The sequence below is a fragment of the Corynebacterium sp. LK26 genome (assembly GCF_014335085.1).
GTDB classification, from domain to species: domain Bacteria; phylum Actinomycetota; class Actinomycetes; order Mycobacteriales; family Mycobacteriaceae; genus Corynebacterium; species Corynebacterium jeikeium_D.
The window spans coordinates 150,989-167,660 of the sequence record NZ_PDHB01000011.1 but is presented as its reverse complement, the minus strand read 5'-3'; the positions used below and the strand labels follow the sequence as shown (position 1 = coordinate 167,660).

The window sequence follows — 16,672 nt, the reverse complement described above, 5'->3', positions numbered from 1 at the left end:
GTGAGCAGGGTGAGGCTCGGCGAGCAGGGTGAGGCTCGGCGAGCAGGGTGAGGCTCGGCGATAGCTCTAGCGCTCAGATTCTTAGGCCAGACCCAAGTCATCCAAACCGAGCAGATAACGGTACTCCAGGCCTTCAGCCTTGATGACCTCGCCGGCACCCGTCGCGCGGTCAACCACCGTGGCGACACCGACAACCTCAGCACCGGCCTCACGTAGGGCAGCGACGGCGGTCAGCGGAGAGTTGCCCGTCGTGGTGGTGTCCTCAACAACCAGGACCTTCTTGCCCACAATGTCCGGCCCCTCGATGCGGCGCTGCATGCCGTGCTTCTTGGCTTCCTTACGCACCACAAAGGCATCAATTGGGCGCCCTTCGGCGTGCATGACAGAGGTAGCCACCGGGTCCGCGCCAAGCGTCAGACCACCGACGTGCGCGTAGTCCCAGTCTGCAGTGAGCTCCCGTAGCAGGGAACCAATCAGACGCGAGGCCTCATGATGTAGGGTGGCGCGGCGCAGGTCAACGTAGTAGTCAGCCTCACGTCCAGACGACAGCGTGACCTTGCCATGGACAACCGCCAGCTCCTTGACCAACTCGGCCAAACGCTGCAGCTTCTCCTGATTGACATTGCTCGTGTGGATGCTCATCTGAGGTTGTCTCCTAAATAAACGACTGTGTGCTCAAGGATATGTCTGGTTCTACTCGTCCGCGGAATCAGGGGTTGCGCCCTTGTCCTCGGATACAGATTCGGTGGGGTCGTCGCTGCTGTCGAGGTCTGGGGCGGCGTCGGTAAAAATACTGGCGGGCTTCACAATTGATCGCACCACACGCCCCTGGCTCGAGCGCATCCGGCTATGTTCGGGGTCCTCACCAAGCGCAGGAATCTGCTGGCCAGAATCCCCAATGTCCTCCGACTCACCAACGTTTGCACCCATCTTTCGTGCCGTTGACCGCGAAGGCAGCGCCGTCGGATCCAGCGGTATATCCCGCGTAGGGCGCCACGACGAACCGTCAATCGCCTGCACCACCGTGGGTTGTGCATTGCTTTGCGACGGCCACTGCGAATCATCCGTGGTTGCATCCGCGGTAGCAGCGGACGAGGACGAAGGAGAATCTGCGTAAACAATTTCCTCAACGTCCAGCGGCTCTTCGCCCTTGCTATTCTGCGCGCTGTGACTCTGGGCATGCCCGTTCTGTGAGCTGTGATCCTGCGATTCGTGGTTAGCAGAACCGTTGCGACGCTGATCTGGTACCGCGTGCAAGTGCCCACGCCCGGTTCCATCCGAAATCAAGGAACCAGAGTCAACGGACTGCTCGGTGAGCTGCAAACGAGTGGGATCCCACTGATTAGTGTCCGGAGCGACGGTTTCGCCTTCCGCCGGTGGCAACCTGCGCGCGATGTCGGAGAAGTCCGACAGCGATGCCAGTGCACCGTCCCAGTCCTCTGGCACTGAATTATCAATCAGCTGAGCCAAGGACCAGGAGTTTTCGGACCACATGCGGGTAATGGCCAGGTGCACGTCGGCAAGCATGCGGGTTGCACGGTCGTCGAAGATGCGATGAATGAGCTCTGGGTCGGTAGCTGCGACTACCAGGCCGGCTTCGGTAGCTACGTGAGGCAGCGTCGTGCCGCCGCTGCGGCGCAACTCGAAAACCTCATCGCTGGATACAGAACGGCGGATGGCGATGGTGGTGATGCCGCCGACATCGGCGAGGTGCATTTCCCGGCCAAAAGCGAAACCGGAGACCACGGCCTTGGCATCGCCGTCCGGCGTACGCTGCCAGTACGACGGCAGCTCATGGTCCACACGGTTGTAGACAGAATTACGTTCCTGCGCCCAGGCCTTCCGCAAGTGACGCACACGGCGACCGCTGATACGTCGACGGATAGGGGCCACTGATTGCTGCTGAGCGCGCTGCGGTTGCGCGGGCTGGGTGGGCTCAGTGTGCGGGGTGGCCTGGGTGGCCTGGGTGCGCGCCGCACGATCGGATGATTGCGGCACTTCGTCAGTCTCGGCATTTTCGCCGGCTGCAGCCCGGAATTCTGTACCCCCAACAGTTCCAGTGCGAGCGTCAGCAGCGGTGGTGCTGTCGGCCCCTGTGGCAACGGCATCGCCCACTAAACCTGTCTCGGGCTCATCCGCGGTATCGGTATCTTCAGCAGTCACCGACTCGGCTGGCTCCGCGCCAGGCCCTGCTCCAGATTCTGTGCCAGACTCCGCGCCGCTTCGGAGAGTCACGTCCGTTCCCGCATTCAGATCAGCTGCTGCTTCCGATGTTTCGGCAGCACCCGCGTCTTCTGTTGCTTCGGGCATTTCAGCAGTGGCCGCCGGCTCGATTCCCGAGACAGATTCAGGCTCCGTCGGTGTCTTTTCTACAGCTGAAGTCCCCAGTTCTGTCGTCGAAACCTCAGTTTCAGAATCAACTTCAGCGGCGCTATCAGTCTCAGCGGCAACCTCAGAGTGAGAGTCAGCATCAGCTGCGATATTCGGTCTCGCCACAGAAGCTGTCTCGGAGCTTCCTTGCTCTGAAGAATCCGGCAGTTCGGGCACAACATCTTCTGCCGCCACACCGGTTACTTCGCCGGTGAAGTCCGAGGGCTCGTCGTAAAGCGATGGCGATGACGGAGACGCCACAGCAGTCTCACTTATGCTGCGACGGCGGCGGTCGACAACGAACAGCGCGACTGCGGCGATGATGAGAATCGCTGCGAGGGTGAATACTAGGGGAATCATTAATCTCCTAGCTTAAGCCAGAAGCAGTTCTATTTGGTCAGCGACAAGATGCCGTCCCCCGTCTGGCGCAATGCCAATGCCCGAGGAGAGAGCGTACGGGACTCTCTAGGACGGTAAAGGGCGAGGGGCAAAAGCCACATGGACGGCACATCAAGGGCCCCGGGGCGGTCGCCCTGGCCCGGGCCCGCTTAGAAGCGGACGATAGGCAGGCTCGGATCGCCAGCCCACTGGGACCAGCCGCCGACATACAGAGCGGCGCCCGTGATGCCCGCTTCTTCCATAGCCTGAATGAACAGCGAGGAATGAAGACCGGAACCGGAGTAGACCGCTACATTGCGACCGTCTTCGATACCGACGGAGGCAAAGCGCTCACGGAGCTGCTCAACAGGCAGGAAGGAGCCGTCGGCATTTTGCAGACTGCGAGCCGCCAGGTTCACGGCACCCGGGATGTGACCTGCCTGCAGATCAACGCGCTCACTACGACCTTCAAAACGGCTGGGCTCACGCGCATCCACCAAAATTCCACGCTCAGACCAGGTGCGCACGTCATCGAGGCTGGCAACAGGCATATTGCCTTCACTCACTGCAATCGTTCCAGGCCGCGGCAGATTTCCGGGCCCGAAGGCAGTCTCGTTTCCATCTGCTTCCCAAGCAGCTAGCCCACCGGTGAGGACACGCACATTCTCCAAACCTGCCCAGCGCAGAATCCACCAAGCACGTGACGCGAACAGTCCATCGCCCGCGTCGTAGACGATCACCAGATGCTCCGAGCGGACTCCCCATCGACGGACGGCATCGCGCACACGCTCGATATCCGGCAACGGGTTGCGACCAGCTTCTCGGCTTGGAACACCTGCTAGGTCCAACTCGGGATCACAGAACACGGCCAGTGGGATGTGAGCCGTGGCGTAGGAGTCATATGGTTTTTTAGCACGCGACCAGCGTGCGTCAACGACGACGATGCGACCGCCGCCGGCAATCTTGTCACGAAGCTCTTGTACCGAGATGGATGTTGTCATAATTCCGGATTCTAAATCGATTGACTTGGTAGCGCGATATGTACGTTATTAAAACTAGGAGCTTGGGAAGGTGTCTGAAGATGCTGCCCACATGGCCGTTTTCATCTCAGGCACCGGCCATGGAATCGGCTGTGCCACCGCAGAAAAACTACTGCACTATGCCGCCAGCGTCGGCACCCCTTTTCTTAACCGCTTCATTAACGCAAAGCTGACTACGAAACGGAAGATCAACCTCTAAGCCAGGCCCCGCCTCCCAATCCGACTACCCACCGGGATCCTGTCCCGTCCCACCATTGCCATCCGCTGTGTCCCTCGTCCGTTTCTCTCGCGCTTTACGACGCAACCAGCGCCCCGGGCTATCGAACGTATCGGGGTCCTCATTGGATTCCGCTTTCCGGTTTCCTTCCTCGTCTTTCGGGGGCACCCAGACCACACGATCAGTAGAGGCCGGCTCACACTCCCCGCTAACCCCGTCCCCTTCGTCAGTTCCTAGAATCTCCGGCACCTCATCCGGCCGGAGCGTCCACCAAGCATTTTCATCACATCGAGCATCATCGATCTTTCGATGCGTACCCGGATCCACCAACGTGAGATTATCCAGGTCAGTGCCACCACCGGAAGCCCACGACTGCACATGGTGAACATCGCACATAGCTCCCGGAGTGCCCATGCCCGGCGCGGAGGAACCTCCTTCCTCTCCAAGAAGGGCCAGATACTGCGGCAAAGTCCCCAGCCTGCGGGATCGACCAAAGTACAAGGTCTGCCCCTCATTCCCCAAGACTTGGAGGAACGAATTTCTATCGACCATCTGTTGCACGGCCTGACTAATGGAAATTCGCACTCCCGCGTCTGAGACCGCTTTACCCGATCCAGGAAGTACAAAATCTTCCCCCTCAGGCAGGGAGACTCCAGCTAACGCTGCCACATCTGCGATATGCGCGACGGTGACCACCGATGTCGTCCCCCGCGCCGGCTGAAGCTCACCGCCCGGTTGAAAGCCCCCATTCACCGCCGCTTCCACGGCATCATGGAAACGCTGCTCCGGATTCCGCTGGTCATCGGCACCTTCTTCGAGCAACCCGCCAGGTCGCGCATAATCTGCCTGCAGCCTTTTGAGCACCGCCGCAAACGAAGGCGTAACCACACCGCTCAACCGGCTCATGCCATCCGGCCCTTGAGCACCGATTTTTAGGCTTCGTTTCCGAGCACGGTCCTCATCCGTATACGGGTCATCAACCCCCAGCATCGCCCGCAGACGGTTCGGCAATTTATTGAGATCATCAACACGGATTTTGTCCACTAAATCTGCAATGTGCTTGTCCAGCAGCCTAGACAGCTGTGCATGCTCCGTTGCCGGCAGCTCGCGAACGGCTTTGTCAATCTTCGCAACAGCATCCGCACCGACAACACCTTCCTCAACTTTCTGACGAAGGTTCGGCATTCGCACATCCTCATTCGCCGGAGCAAACGGATCAACATTCCTACTCAGACGTCCGACGACATTGATACGCTGCCTCGCTTCTGCTCGCGAGATTCGCATCTCCTGCGCTAGCCACGCGATCCTTCGGTGCTCCGCGCTGGGCATCCGCCCTTTCATTGTCTCCACATAAGTCGCATCAATTACTGCGAGTCGTTTTCGCGCTTTCTCAATCGACTTATATGCGTCGTGCGCATGATCCGGTGCAAGTACTTCGAAGTTCTCCACGATGACTGTCGACAGAGCTTCAAACTGCGCAACCGCATCTAAAACCTGCGATGTCGAAAGCGGTCCACCGCCGTTTGACGCCGATGGTGTAGACATTTCCCCACCCCCCTTTTAAAACGCTAGCAATCCGAATCCCCAAATGGACTAACTAATTTCCCTCCCCCACATTATCGCACACCCATTCGACACCCGACAACCCCCTAATTCAACTTTTTCGAACCTTTTTCCGAAACGCTGCCACGCTCCTGACCTAAACACCCCACCACCCGCGCAGTCCCCCCCCACCATCCGCCCTGAAAACCCCACCAACTCGCGCAGTCCCTCACCACCCGCGCAGCCCCCACCAAAAACTGCACGCCGAAAACCTAAAACCGCACCACCATCACATCATGGTCCGGGAAGCTCGAGCGCCCCACTAGCTCAAATCCCGCCTTCACATAGGCTTTCGCCGCCCGCGGGTTGGCATCATGGACAGCCAGACTAACCCCCGGGTACCCCAGCTCACGCGCATACTCAAGGAGTCCTGCAATCATCGGCTGCGACAGCCTGCGCCCAACAACACCCGGACGCAGCGCAATCGCTACCTCAGGAATCCGATTTTCCACAAACCCGTACCCCGGATCGTCCTGCGTAAACGTACGCAGCCAGGCTGCCCCCACCGGCACTTCATAGCTCTCGTGCTCTTCGCTTGACGACGAATCCCCGCGCTCCAACCATTCCGTCTTAATGGCGGCCGCACTGTAGGTAGCCTCGCGAGAAACCCTCGGTTCAAATGGGTCAGTGCGGGTCATGTCGCTACTGAGCGACTCGAGGTCAGCGTCGTCAAGCGAAGTGGCGAAAAGGATAACCCCGCCCTGACTCGCGTCCCACTGGTCGACGTACTGACGCCTCGTGACTACATAATCTTCCGGCAGTGGCTGACTTTCATCTCCGAATGTTTCCGTTAGTTCGTCCATCCAGGCAATGAAGGGGAGGTCGGAGTCTGTCGCTGGTCGCCACTGAAAGTTAGTCATATTTGCGCACTATACCGGCGCACTCCAGACTGACCGGAATGCAACAAGCCCACACGGTCGGTCACAAGACACATAAATCTGGACAATAAAAGCACAAAAAGGGCGGTTCAGGAGAAAACTCTCTCAAACCGCCCCAACAAACAGACAGCCTGCTCAGCAGTTATCGCCCTGAGTATCAGGCGCCCTAGATTCGGGCTACGCCATCCTCGTCATAGCCGACAACCTTCAGCGACTCGCCATCGTCAGCAACCGTGACCTCTACGCGGTCACCATCGCGAACATCACCAGCGAGCAGTCGACGTGCCAGCTCATCGCCGATTGCCTTCTGCACCAGACGACGCAACGGACGGGCGCCGTAGGCCGGGTCGTAGCCGCGCTCCGACAGCCAATCCAGTGCCTCATCGGAGACATCCAGCACCAGACGACGTGCCTCCAGGCGTTCTGCCAGGTTGCGAACCTGAATGTCCACAATGCCGCGCAGCTGCTCGGAGGTCAGCGGATCGAAGATCACTACATCGTCGAGACGGTTGATGAACTCCGGCTTGAAGGCCATCTTGACCGCATCCATGATCTGCTCATGCGTACCACCAGCACCGAGGTTGGAGGTCAGAATCAGAATCGTGTTTCGGAAGTCCACGGTTCGGCCCTGACCATCGGTCAGGCGACCCTCATCGAGCACCTGCAGGAGCACATCGAACACGTCCGGGTGAGCCTTCTCGACCTCGTCGAAAAGCACGACGGTGTACGGACGGCGACGAACAGCCTCGGTGAGCTGACCGCCAGCGTCGTAGCCGACGTATCCAGGAGGAGCACCAATCAGACGAGCGACAGAGTGCTTCTCGCCGTACTCGGACATATCGATGCGCACCATCGCACGCTCATCGTCGAAGAGGAACTCCGCCAGCGCCTTGGCCAGCTCTGTCTTACCAACGCCAGTTGGACCGAGGAACAGGAAGGAACCAGTCGGACGGTTCGGATCGGCAACACCCGCACGCGAACGGCGGACGGCATCGGAGACAGCCTCCACAGCGGCATTCTGACCAACAACGCGACGGCCGAGGTTGAGCTCCATTTCGAGCAGCTTCTCGGTCTCACCCTGCATCATCTTGCCAGCCGGGATACCCGTCCAGGCGGAGACAACCTCAGCGACTTCCTGAGGCGTGACCTCCTCCTTGAGCATGGAGTTTTCCTCTGCGTCAGCGACCGATTCCTCGGCGGCCTCCAGCTTCTTCTCCAACTCAGGGATGCGTCCGTAACGCAGCTCTGCGACGCGCCCGTAGTCACCTTCGCGCTCAGCCTTTTCGGACTCAGTGCGCAGGGCATCGAGCTCTTCGCGGACGGAGCGGACATCATCAATCGAGGACTTCTCGTTCTGCCAGCGAGTCTTCAGAGCGTTGAGCTTCTCGCGCTCATCTGCAAGTTCCTCACGGAGCTTGTCCAGACGCTCCTTCGACGCGATGTCAGTTTCCTTCTCCAGGGCCATTTCCTCGATTTCGAGGCGGCGCACGATGCGTTCCGCGGAGTCGATTTCCTCCGGCGAGGAGTCAATCTCCATACGCAGACGCGATGCGGCCTCATCAACCAGGTCGATAGCCTTATCCGGCAGGAAGCGGGATGTGATGTAGCGATCCGACAGCGTTGCTGCAGCCACTAGCGCGGAGTCTTGGATACGAACACCGTGGTGGACCTCGTAGCGCTCCTTCAGGCCACGCAGAATACCAATGGCGTCCTCAACGCTCGGCTCACCGACAAAGACCTGCTGGAAACGACGCTCCAGCGCAGCATCCTTCTCGATGTACTTGCGGTACTCATCCAGGGTCGTCGCACCGACCAGCCGCAGCTCACCACGAGCCAGCATCGGCTTAATCATATTGCCCGCATCCATCGAGCCATCACCCGTGGCGCCAGCGCCAACGATGGTGTGAATCTCATCGATGAAGGTAATAATCTGACCGTCGGACTCCTTAATCTCGTCCAGAACCGCCTTCAGGCGCTCCTCGAACTCACCGCGGTACTTCGCACCGGCGACCATAGAGCCCAGATCCAGGCTCATCAGCGTCTTGCCCTTCAGAGATTCCGGCACATCACCTGCAACAATGCGTCGTGCCAGCCCCTCTACAATGGCCGTCTTACCAACGCCCGGCTCACCAATGAGCACCGGATTGTTCTTGGTACGACGACTCAAGACCTGTACCACGCGACGAATCTCCGCATCGCGGCCAATAACTGGGTCAATCTTGCCCTCACGTGCCCGCGCGGTTAAGTCCGTCGCATACTTTTCCAGAGCCTGGTACTGCTCTTCTGGATTCTCCGTTGTTACCTTCCTCGATCCACGCACACTAGTCAGCGCACCCTTTAACGCCTCGGCAGTAGCACCCGCCGACTGCAGCACAGTTGCCGCCTCCGACTGGCCAGTTGCTACACCGATAAGCAGAATTTCCGTGGAAACGTACTCGTCTCCCAGCTCCCCCGCCAGCTCCTCGGCGGCGTTCAGAGCATTAACGGCGTCCCTATTAAACTGTGGGTTCGCCATATTCGCCCCGCTTGCCGACGGGTACCCCGCGACCAACTCCTTAGCGCGGGTCAAAACCCCGGAAGGATTAACGCCCGCTGCTTCAAGCAGTGGAGCCGCAATACCCTCCTTTTGCTCCAGCAGTGCTACCAGAATGTGCCCAGGCCGGATATCCGGGTTACCCGCGCTGGTCGCGGCCTTCATAGCTTCCTGGAGAACTTCTCCAGTCTTAGTTGTTGGTGTAAAACTCATAACTTGCGCCCCTTTGACTCAACTTTGTCATTCACTACCCATAACGCACTCAGCCTTGAGTCTGTTCCACTCAACTTCAAATTTTTCAATTTCCCGACCGTGATTCACACCACACCTATAGCAAAAAGGATTGAGCTCGGCAGCGTCGTTAAGCGTAGTAGCGCGCCGGAAAGCACTAGAAAACGTTGGAAAGCTCCAGAAACCACGTGCGAACACACTCCGACACACCGCCCGACGTCCTCACCAGCACACTCCCGCCGGATTCAACTTCCCCCATGTGAGTGATGGGTGGACAGCGCACTCATACTGTTTTGGTTACCCTAGTAGGTGACATTCCTTCATTCTCACGAAAGGACTCGAATGAACATCGAGCAGGCACGTCAGATGACTGAGGGCAAGGGCTTCATCGCCGCTCTCGACCAGTCCGGTGGATCTACCCCGAAGGCTCTGCGCCTGTACGGCATCAACGAGGATCAGTACTCGAACGAAGATGAAATGTTCGACCTGGTTCACGAGATGCGTACCCGCATCATCACTTCCCCGTCCTTCAACTCTGAGCAGATTATTGGCGCGATTCTCTTCGAGCAGACCATGGATCGCGACATTGAGGGAATCCCGACCGCTCAGTACCTGTGGGAAAAGAAGGGCATCGTCCCGTTCCTGAAGACTGACAAGGGCCTGGCTGACAAGGAAAACGGCGTTCAGCTTATGAAGCCGTGCCCGGGCCTGGATGAGCTGCTGGAGCGCGCTGTCGCTAAGGGCATCTTCGGTACCAAGATGCGTTCCTTCATTGCCGAGGCAAACGAAGAGGGCATCAAGGCCAACATTGCCCAGCAGTTCGAGTTCGGCAAGCAGGTTCTGTCCCACGGTCTGGTTCCGATCCTGGAGCCGGAGGTCGACATCAACGCTGCTGACAAGGCAGAGGCTGAGGACATCGTCCTGCGCGAACTGCTCGCTGGCCTGGATGACCTGGCTGATGACCAGAAGGTCATGATCAAGGTTTCCATCCCGACCAAGGATGACCTGTACAAGCCGCTGATTGAGCACCCGAAGGTCATGCGCGTTGTCGCCCTGTCCGGTGGCTACGAGCGCGAGGACGCCAACGAGCGCCTGTCCCGCAACCACGGCATGATTGCTTCCTTCTCCCGTGCACTGTCTGAGGGCCTGTCCGCTCAGCAGTCCGACGAAGAGTTCAACGCAACTATGGCTGAGTCCGTCAAGGGCATCTACGAGGCTTCGATTTCCTAATCGTCCGCGCTGTGCATCTGCGCTTGTGCGCGCCTCTAGGTAGCCGCTAGCGCAACTAAAAACTCCCGCACCAAGAAAACCTGGTGCGGGAGTTTTTCTGTCGGCGCCTCTGCCCTTACGACAGCACCGTCCTACACCGAGCGCTTCGCAACAGCTGCTTTACGACGCGCATTCACACCACCAATGACAACCGGTAGCACGGAAATTGCAATCACCAGTAACATGATCTTGTCGATGGAACTGGTGATTCCCGGAATGTTGCCCAGCAGCACACCAACAGCGACCATACTGGCGACCCAGCCAATCGCACCGGCGACATTCCAGCCGATGAACTTTCCGTAGGGCATATTCGCAGTGCCCGCAGCCAGCGGAACGTAGGTGCGCACAATGGGAACAAATCGCCCCAGCACCAACGACAGAGGTCCGTACTTGGCAAAGAACTTCTCGGCCGCTTCCAGACGATTAGTTCGCAGCACCTTTGCATTGTCGCTGAACAGTTTGCGGCCGAAGGAGTGGCTTAAGAAGTAACCGACTTGATCGCCCAGCACCGCGGCAATAATACCGATAACCAGCACCTGCCAAGTGTGGACATCTAGCTCTGACCTTAAGACGGCAGCAGTGACCAACAGCGAGTCACCGGGCAGAAAAGGAAAGAGCACACCGGACTCAATGAAGATGATGAGTCCAAGCCCCGCAAGCACCCAAGGGCCAAACCCCTGGAGTAGAGCTTCGGGGTCTCCGATACCGGAGAGGAATCCAGAAAAATCCATAACGGCAATCTTTTCAGCAACAACTATCGATTCTGCTGAGCTAATTAGAGTATTTTGCTGAGAGTTTTTCTGGGTACTGTGTTTTAATCGCGCCCCTGATAGTCAAATACCGGCAGCGACCAGCCACGCCAAAGCGCCGCTAGTCGAATGAACAGTGCGGACAGCACCGCACAGATGATGTTGATGTTCTCGTGCAGGCCAACCATGTCGAGCACGTAGTAAAGCGTCGCCGCGACGACTGCGATGGAGGCATAGAGCTCCTTTTGAAACACCAGCGGGACGCGGTCACACATCAGGTCGCGGAGCACACCTCCAAACGCACCGGTAAGAACGGCGCCGACAATAGCGATGATGACGCCGTGCCCCATTTCCATGGCCACGCGGGCACCAATGATGGAAAACGCCGACAAACCGATTGCGTCAGCGACCAAGAACACGACCCGGAAGTGCTTCATCAGGAAGTCGGCCAACAGCACCGTGATCAGTGCTGCACCGACAATAACCAGCAAATATTGTGGGCTTGCAACCCACACCAACGGATAGTGACCGAGAATGACATCGCGCAGGGTACCGCCGCCGATAGCAGTCATGCACGCAATTGTTGAAACTCCAAAGAGATCCATGCGCATTCGACCGGCCGCTAGTGCGCCGGTGACGCCTTCGGCCGTAATTCCGATGACCCAGAGGATGTGGAGCAGCATGATAAGAAATATAAAGGACTTCGCCCGAATCGGTAGAACTATAGGCTAATATCCCGCAATCTTCGCCCCCTCGACTCGGCCCGCTTCATTGCTTCCCGGCTAGCCCTAATCGCGAATTTCCAGCACCGGAATCGAGCGACGAATCCGCTCCACCTCCGCTATATCCACATCGGCCACAAGCAACTGCGGGCCGTAGCCCGCCGAGGCAATAACTCCGCCGTCCGCATTGACCAACATGGAATGCCCCGCGCCGGTCGGCCCCTCATCCTTCCCCGCGGCCTTCGCCCCACCAGGCCGGGCCGCATCGACTGCCGCAATCACACAAGTGCTATCCAGTGCGCGTGCCGACACCAGCGTCTGCCACTGCCTTACCTTGCCCGGGCCATCATTCCACGATGCAGGCAGCGCGATGACCTCTGCGCCCAGGTTGGCCAGTTGAATGAATTGCTCCGGGAACCTGATGTCAAAGCATGTCGCAAGACCGAGGGCGACCGACGATCCGTCGGCAAGCGGGACATCACAGACCACGTGCGCGTTGCCCGGCGCGACAGTATCCGATTCGCGAAACCCAAAAGCGTCGAAGAGGTGGAGTTTGTCGTAGAACTCGACACCGGGGCCGTCCTCATCACGCCAAGCCAGAAGCAGCGAATTGAAGACGCGGTGCATCGTCTTACCGTCGCGCTCCACTTCATCTGCCGGCCGGAACATGCCGACCACCACGCTGATTCCGGCATCGTGAGCGGCCTGCGAGACCTCCGCTACGAACCTATCGCTGCTGGACTCCGCCACGACATCCAGGCGACCGGAATTGAACGCCTTCATCGTGGCTTCGGGGAAAACCACCAAATCGGCGTTGTCCTGTGCTGCCCGCGCGATAGTCACCTTCACCGCGTTCAGATTCTCTTCAACCGACGCTGACAATTCCAACTGAGCCAGTGCAATACGCATGCCTAAATGTTACCGACTACCCCGGATTGACCGCCCTGAAGTTATCCACAGCGCGGCTTCCTGCGTTGCTTCCGCTCAGAGTTATCCACAGTTCGCTGAAGATGGTCTTCCGCTGCCTTACTCCACCCAGCAGAATCAAAAACATGGCCGAACACATCACAGTCAACCCAGCTCAACTATCCGCCTTAAGTCGTTCCTACCAGCAGATTTCCACTCGTATTGATGCTCTTTCCACCATCGTCGCAGCTGCCCCAGGAAGCGCCGGGCTCACCTCTGCCCTGCCCGGTTCACGGATTGTCCCCGCGGTCTCCACTACTTGTGGGAAGTGGTCGGAATCATTGCTTGCCGCGTGCACAAACATCGACGTTATTGCGCAGGCTGCCGATGCCCTCGCTGTCAGCGCTCTCGCGCACGAGCATGACCAGTCCGCCGCCTTGGAAAAGCTGTCATGGTCACGGTAGGCGAAGCGCTGCTGTGGCGTGTGGATTCGCTGGAGACGCTTGCCCGGGCACTGCGTTCCGGGGCGCGCGCCCTCGCCGATTCCGCCGACAGTTCCCAGGCCGCACTCAACGCGCTTTCAGAGGATGACTTCGCCGGCGACAACCGCAGCGCCGCCGAGGTTTCTGTCACCCACAGCTCCACGCGTCTGCGCCGAAGCAGCGTCGCGCTCGAACGTCTCGCCGCCTGCTGCAGCGACACCGCCGCCATGCTTAACGACGTCATCCGCGAACTTACCGCCGCGGTAAACCAGGCAACCAACCTGGGGTTTCAGGTGAACCTGGTTTCTGGTGCGGTGACTCCGCCGGAGGGCATGCTGTCTGCGATTGCGCGCAGCCTCGTTCATCCCAAAATTCCTGCCGGGCCTTTCACCATGGCCGAATGGCGTGCAACCTCGCAGCTTCGGATTCAGTCGGCTTTGGCTGAACTCAACCGACTCGATGAGAAGGCGGCGGGCGCAATCTCAGCTCTTTCACCACTGGTGGCAAGCGAAGTTAGCGGCTCGGGTAGATTGCAGCCATCACAGGCTGGCAGTGGTACTGGCAACCCTGCTGACAGAGGGCTTGACGGTGGTTGGGACTTGGAAGTTGGGAGCGGATTGACTGGGGCGTATTCGAGTAGACCGCTATCGGAGATAGACGCTGCCATGTCCGCTCGCGCCCGGGCTTTGGGGCTGCCTCCTGGACAACTATTGGAGTCCTCGCCTGGACATTCTGCGATTGCGTTCGGTGACGTTGAGCGAGCATCGACTGTGATTACTCTCGTCCCCGGCACCAGCTCTAGCGCGGAGGATGCTAGCAGGCAGTTCGAGCGCGTAGCCGCGACCTTCCACGCCGCCGGTGAAGATCCGGAGGATGTGGCGGTGGTGTTGTTTTCCTATGACGCGCCGCCCGACCTCCGTGAGGCCATACGCACCGAGTATCACAATTTTGCCGCTGAGCGGCTGCAGCATTTGCAAGCTGGTTTGATTGAACGTTCCGGTGGTGTCGATAGTGGTGACACTGCGATTGCCGGTGGCATTACTAGCCACGGCACGTCTTCTACTCAGCGGCACGTTGTTGCCGGCTATAGCTATGGGGCGACGGTGGTCTCGCAGGCTTCCCTTGGTAGTGGCCTCTACGCGGATAGGGTGCTGCTCATAGCTCCGCCAGGTGTTGGCCCCGGACTGGAGCGCGCAAACGACATGAAACTACTCAAGCCGGACGGCACAGTCCGACCCGAAGATGAAAATAGCCACCGTGTGGCAGTGGCGACGTCCCCGATGGACCCCATTCGTATTCCTGCCGAACTGGGGATTCATGGGAAAAACCCAGCGGATAAGGATTTCGGCGCGTACGCACTCAACCTGAGTGAGCGTGGCCTGTCCATGCGAGACTTGGCCGAATTCATGGTCACTCCCGTGCAGGATATTCCTCAAAAGTATCGGCACATCCAGGGCAACCCACACATCGAACACTACTTTGACGACGAAGTTTTCACCCGCGAGGCCAACCGGTGGCTAACTGACAGCTGACCGGTCTCTCAGATCAGCGGTTGCGAATCCACGGCCCAAATTAACAAGCCAAAAGAAAACGGACTAACCAGGCGACGCTGGTTAGTCCGTTCACTCAGCCGTGTGGGATTACCTTTCCCCACCGCGGTTGTCTTTGTGCCGGCGTCGTGTGCGCGGCTCCCACATCACCACTGCCGTAGAGCGTGGGACGTGAACCAGTTCGCCTCGCGAACGACGAGCCTGTGCCTTTGCTTGATAGAGCTGCTCTCGCAGTTCTGCATTTTCCTGCTCAAGCGAATCCACCCGCTCAGTCAGGTCGATGATGGCCTTAATACCGGCCAGGTTGACGCCGTCTTCCTGACTCAGACGCTGAATCTCACGCAGCAGCGCCACATCGCGTTTGGTGTAGCGCCGACCTCCGCCGGAGGTTCGCTGCGGAGTTACCAACCCGAGTCGGTCATAATTGCGCAGCGTCTGCGCATGCATGCCCGCGAGATTCGCGGCTACGGATATGACATAGACCTCAGTGTTGTCGGACATTATTTCGCACCTGCCCAACCCTCACGAGGATTGAACCCGCTGGCACGTTCCGCTTCGACGTAGGAGCGCAATGCCGAAGTGGCATTGTCGTCCAAATTGGTCGGCACCTTCACACGCACGGTTACCAGCAGGTCACCCGGAGTGCCATTGCGCTTCGGGATTCCTCGACCGCGCACACGCAGTGTTCGGCCATCGGCTGTGCCAGCCGGGACACGCACGCGAATCTTGTCACCCAACGTCGGCACGGTAATGGTGCCGCCGAGTGCGAGCTCGCCGAAGCTCACGGGCACCGTGACCTCAAGGTCGTTGCCGCTGCGGGTGAAGACTTCATCCGGGCGAACATGAACGGTGACAAAGAGGTCACCGGCCGGACGTCCCCGCAGTCCCGCTTCACCTTGGCCCGCAAGACGGACCTTCTGGCCGTCCACCACACCTGCGGGGACGCGAACGGTGATGGTACGACGGCGGGTGGTCACACCGGTGCCGTTACACTGCGAGCAAGGGTTCTCGATACGAGTGCCCTGGCCACCACAGTCCGCACACGGACTGGAGAAGCCGAAGGCCCCCTTTTGCTCCTTGACATATCCCGAACCATGACAGGTGGTACACGTCACCGGTGAGGTTCCCGGCGCTGCACCCGAACCATTGCAGTTCGTGCATGGCGACGGGTTGGTGAGCTGCAGCGGGATGGTGACACCTTGGGCAGCCTCGCGGAAATCGAGCGTAATCTCTGTCTCCACATCCGCACCACGGCGGGCCTTCTGCCGCCCGGCAGCACCAGCGCCACCATTGCGGTTTACGAAGCCGCCCAGGAAATCACCTAGGCCACCTGCACCACCAGCATTGCCACCGAATCCGGCACCTCCGCCGAAGAGATCCGACACGTCGAAGTCGAATCCACGTGCACCGGCAGCACCGGCTCCGCCGGCACCTGCGGCACCGGGGAATCGGAAACCACCTGCGAGAGCTGCACGCAGCTCATCGTATTCGCGGCGCTTGTCCTCGTCACCGACCACCGAGTATGCCTCGGAGATTCGCTTGAACTTATCTTCAGCGGCCTTGTTACCCGGGTTCTTGTCCGGGTGGTTCTCCCGGGCTAACTTGCGGTAGGCCTTTTTAATCTCGTCGAGTGACGCAGACTTAGAGACGCCCAAGTCAGCGTAATAGTCCTTATCTGCCCATTCCCGTTGAGTCATGGTGCATCTCCTCCTTTCAGAAAAACTAATTCAAAGAAATCTGCGTCA

Annotated in this window: 15 protein-coding genes; 4 read left to right on the top strand and 11 right to left on the bottom strand. The window is 59.0% G+C overall.

Going from position 1 to position 16,672, the window contains the following annotated elements; translation table 11 throughout:
* Positions 1–81: 81 nt before the first annotated feature.
* The 3 genes from pyrE to CRD13_RS07335 form a co-directional block, all read right to left on the bottom strand.
* Positions 82–642: an orotate phosphoribosyltransferase gene (pyrE, locus tag CRD13_RS07345; RefSeq protein WP_049189439.1), complete on the bottom strand. Its 561-nt coding sequence runs from the start codon at positions 640–642 to the stop codon at positions 82–84.
* Positions 643–693: 51 nt separating this feature from the next.
* Positions 694–2,730, bottom strand: a complete 2,037-nt coding sequence (locus CRD13_RS07340) for a hypothetical protein (RefSeq protein ID WP_187401482.1) — start codon at positions 2,728–2,730, stop codon at positions 694–696.
* 188 nt (positions 2,731–2,918) lie between these two features.
* Positions 2,919–3,749 (bottom strand): sulfurtransferase, encoded by an 831-nt coding sequence (locus tag CRD13_RS07335; RefSeq protein ID WP_016421551.1) that lies wholly within the window; start codon positions 3,747–3,749, stop codon positions 2,919–2,921.
* Between the two features lie 70 nt (positions 3,750–3,819).
* Here CRD13_RS07335 and CRD13_RS07330 point away from each other — a divergent pair, with 70 nt between their 5' ends.
* Positions 3,820–3,987, top strand: a complete 168-nt coding sequence (locus CRD13_RS07330; RefSeq protein ID WP_187401481.1) for a hypothetical protein — start codon at positions 3,820–3,822, stop codon at positions 3,985–3,987.
* A gap of 24 nt (positions 3,988–4,011) precedes the next feature.
* On the opposite strand, the gene CRD13_RS07325 is transcribed toward CRD13_RS07330, so the two are convergent.
* From CRD13_RS07325 to clpB, 3 genes are all read right to left on the bottom strand, one after another.
* Entirely contained in the window at positions 4,012–5,550 is a 1,539-nt protein-coding gene (locus tag CRD13_RS07325) for an HNH endonuclease signature motif containing protein (RefSeq protein ID WP_049169846.1), read from the bottom strand.
* A gap of 269 nt (positions 5,551–5,819) precedes the next feature.
* On the bottom strand, positions 5,820–6,467 hold the full coding sequence (locus CRD13_RS07320; RefSeq protein WP_048734476.1) for a GNAT family N-acetyltransferase: 648 nt from the start codon (positions 6,465–6,467) through the stop codon (positions 5,820–5,822).
* A gap of 184 nt (positions 6,468–6,651) precedes the next feature.
* Positions 6,652–9,231, bottom strand: coding sequence for an ATP-dependent chaperone ClpB (gene clpB, locus CRD13_RS07315; protein WP_070546029.1), 2,580 nt, complete (start codon positions 9,229–9,231; stop codon positions 6,652–6,654).
* 360 nt (positions 9,232–9,591) lie between these two features.
* Here clpB and CRD13_RS07310 point away from each other — a divergent pair, with 360 nt between their 5' ends.
* Positions 9,592–10,479, top strand: coding sequence for a fructose bisphosphate aldolase (locus CRD13_RS07310; protein ID WP_038626781.1), 888 nt, complete (start codon positions 9,592–9,594; stop codon positions 10,477–10,479).
* A 131-nt stretch (positions 10,480–10,610) separates the two neighbouring features.
* On the opposite strand, the gene CRD13_RS07305 is transcribed toward CRD13_RS07310, so the two are convergent.
* The 3 genes from CRD13_RS07305 to CRD13_RS07295 all read right to left on the bottom strand — a co-directional run bounded on the left by CRD13_RS07305 (position 10,611) and on the right by CRD13_RS07295 (position 12,898).
* Positions 10,611–11,249 carry a DedA family protein gene (locus CRD13_RS07305; protein WP_049171723.1) on the bottom strand — a complete coding sequence of 213 codons (639 nt, stop codon included), beginning with the start codon at positions 11,247–11,249 and terminating at the stop codon, positions 10,611–10,613.
* Positions 11,250–11,332: 83 nt separating this feature from the next.
* Positions 11,333–11,950, bottom strand: coding sequence for a trimeric intracellular cation channel family protein (locus tag CRD13_RS07300; RefSeq protein ID WP_016421558.1), 618 nt, complete (start codon positions 11,948–11,950; stop codon positions 11,333–11,335).
* 105 nt (positions 11,951–12,055) lie between these two features.
* A complete protein-coding gene (locus CRD13_RS07295; RefSeq protein ID WP_187401480.1) occupies positions 12,056–12,898 on the bottom strand; it encodes a nitrilase-related carbon-nitrogen hydrolase in 843 nt (280 codons plus the stop codon).
* A 143-nt stretch (positions 12,899–13,041) separates the two neighbouring features.
* On the opposite strand from CRD13_RS07295, the gene CRD13_RS07290 reads away from it, so the two are divergent.
* Positions 13,042–13,359, top strand: a complete 318-nt coding sequence (locus CRD13_RS07290; protein WP_049189443.1) for a hypothetical protein — start codon at positions 13,042–13,044, stop codon at positions 13,357–13,359.
* A complete protein-coding gene (locus CRD13_RS07285; RefSeq protein WP_049189444.1) occupies positions 13,347–14,909 on the top strand; it encodes an alpha/beta hydrolase in 1,563 nt (520 codons plus the stop codon). Before CRD13_RS07290 ends, CRD13_RS07285 begins: the two co-directional genes overlap by 13 nt.
* Before the next feature lie 108 nt (positions 14,910–15,017).
* Here CRD13_RS07285 and CRD13_RS07280 read toward each other — a convergent pair whose 3' ends face one another.
* Positions 15,018–15,428, bottom strand: a complete 411-nt coding sequence (locus tag CRD13_RS07280; protein WP_016421562.1) for a heat shock protein transcriptional repressor HspR — start codon at positions 15,426–15,428, stop codon at positions 15,018–15,020.
* Positions 15,428–16,624, bottom strand: coding sequence for a molecular chaperone DnaJ (gene dnaJ, locus CRD13_RS07275; RefSeq protein WP_005511752.1), 1,197 nt, complete (start codon positions 16,622–16,624; stop codon positions 15,428–15,430). The genes CRD13_RS07280 and dnaJ overlap by 1 nt, the downstream gene beginning before the upstream one ends.
* Between the last annotated feature and the right edge of the window lie 48 nt (positions 16,625–16,672).

Excerpts from the sequence above, each read along its gene's own strand:
- pyrE (WP_049189439.1), bottom strand. The coding sequence starts at position 642 with ATGAGCATCCACACGAGCAATGTCAATCAGGAGAAGCTGCAGCGTTTG.
- CRD13_RS07340 (WP_187401482.1), bottom strand. The coding sequence starts at position 2,730 with ATGATTCCCCTAGTATTCACCCTCGCAGCGATTCTCATCATCGCCGCA.
- CRD13_RS07335 (WP_016421551.1), bottom strand. The coding sequence starts at position 3,749 with ATGACAACATCCATCTCGGTACAAGAGCTTCGTGACAAGATTGCCGGC.
- CRD13_RS07325 (WP_049169846.1), bottom strand. The coding sequence starts at position 5,550 with ATGTCTACACCATCGGCGTCAAACGGCGGTGGACCGCTTTCGACATCG.
- CRD13_RS07320 (WP_048734476.1), bottom strand. The coding sequence starts at position 6,467 with ATGACTAACTTTCAGTGGCGACCAGCGACAGACTCCGACCTCCCCTTC.
- clpB (WP_070546029.1), bottom strand. The coding sequence starts at position 9,231 with ATGAGTTTTACACCAACAACTAAGACTGGAGAAGTTCTCCAGGAAGCT.
- CRD13_RS07310 (WP_038626781.1), top strand. The coding sequence starts at position 9,592 with ATGAACATCGAGCAGGCACGTCAGATGACTGAGGGCAAGGGCTTCATC.
- CRD13_RS07305 (WP_049171723.1), bottom strand. The coding sequence starts at position 11,249 with ATGGATTTTTCTGGATTCCTCTCCGGTATCGGAGACCCCGAAGCTCTA.
- CRD13_RS07300 (WP_016421558.1), bottom strand. The coding sequence starts at position 11,950 with ATGCTGCTCCACATCCTCTGGGTCATCGGAATTACGGCCGAAGGCGTC.
- CRD13_RS07295 (WP_187401480.1), bottom strand. The coding sequence starts at position 12,898 with ATGCGTATTGCACTGGCTCAGTTGGAATTGTCAGCGTCGGTTGAAGAG.
- CRD13_RS07290 (WP_049189443.1), top strand. The coding sequence starts at position 13,042 with ATGGCCGAACACATCACAGTCAACCCAGCTCAACTATCCGCCTTAAGT.
- CRD13_RS07285 (WP_049189444.1), top strand. The coding sequence starts at position 13,347 with ATGGTCACGGTAGGCGAAGCGCTGCTGTGGCGTGTGGATTCGCTGGAG.
- CRD13_RS07280 (WP_016421562.1), bottom strand. The coding sequence starts at position 15,428 with ATGTCCGACAACACTGAGGTCTATGTCATATCCGTAGCCGCGAATCTC.
- dnaJ (WP_005511752.1), bottom strand. The coding sequence starts at position 16,624 with ATGACTCAACGGGAATGGGCAGATAAGGACTATTACGCTGACTTGGGC.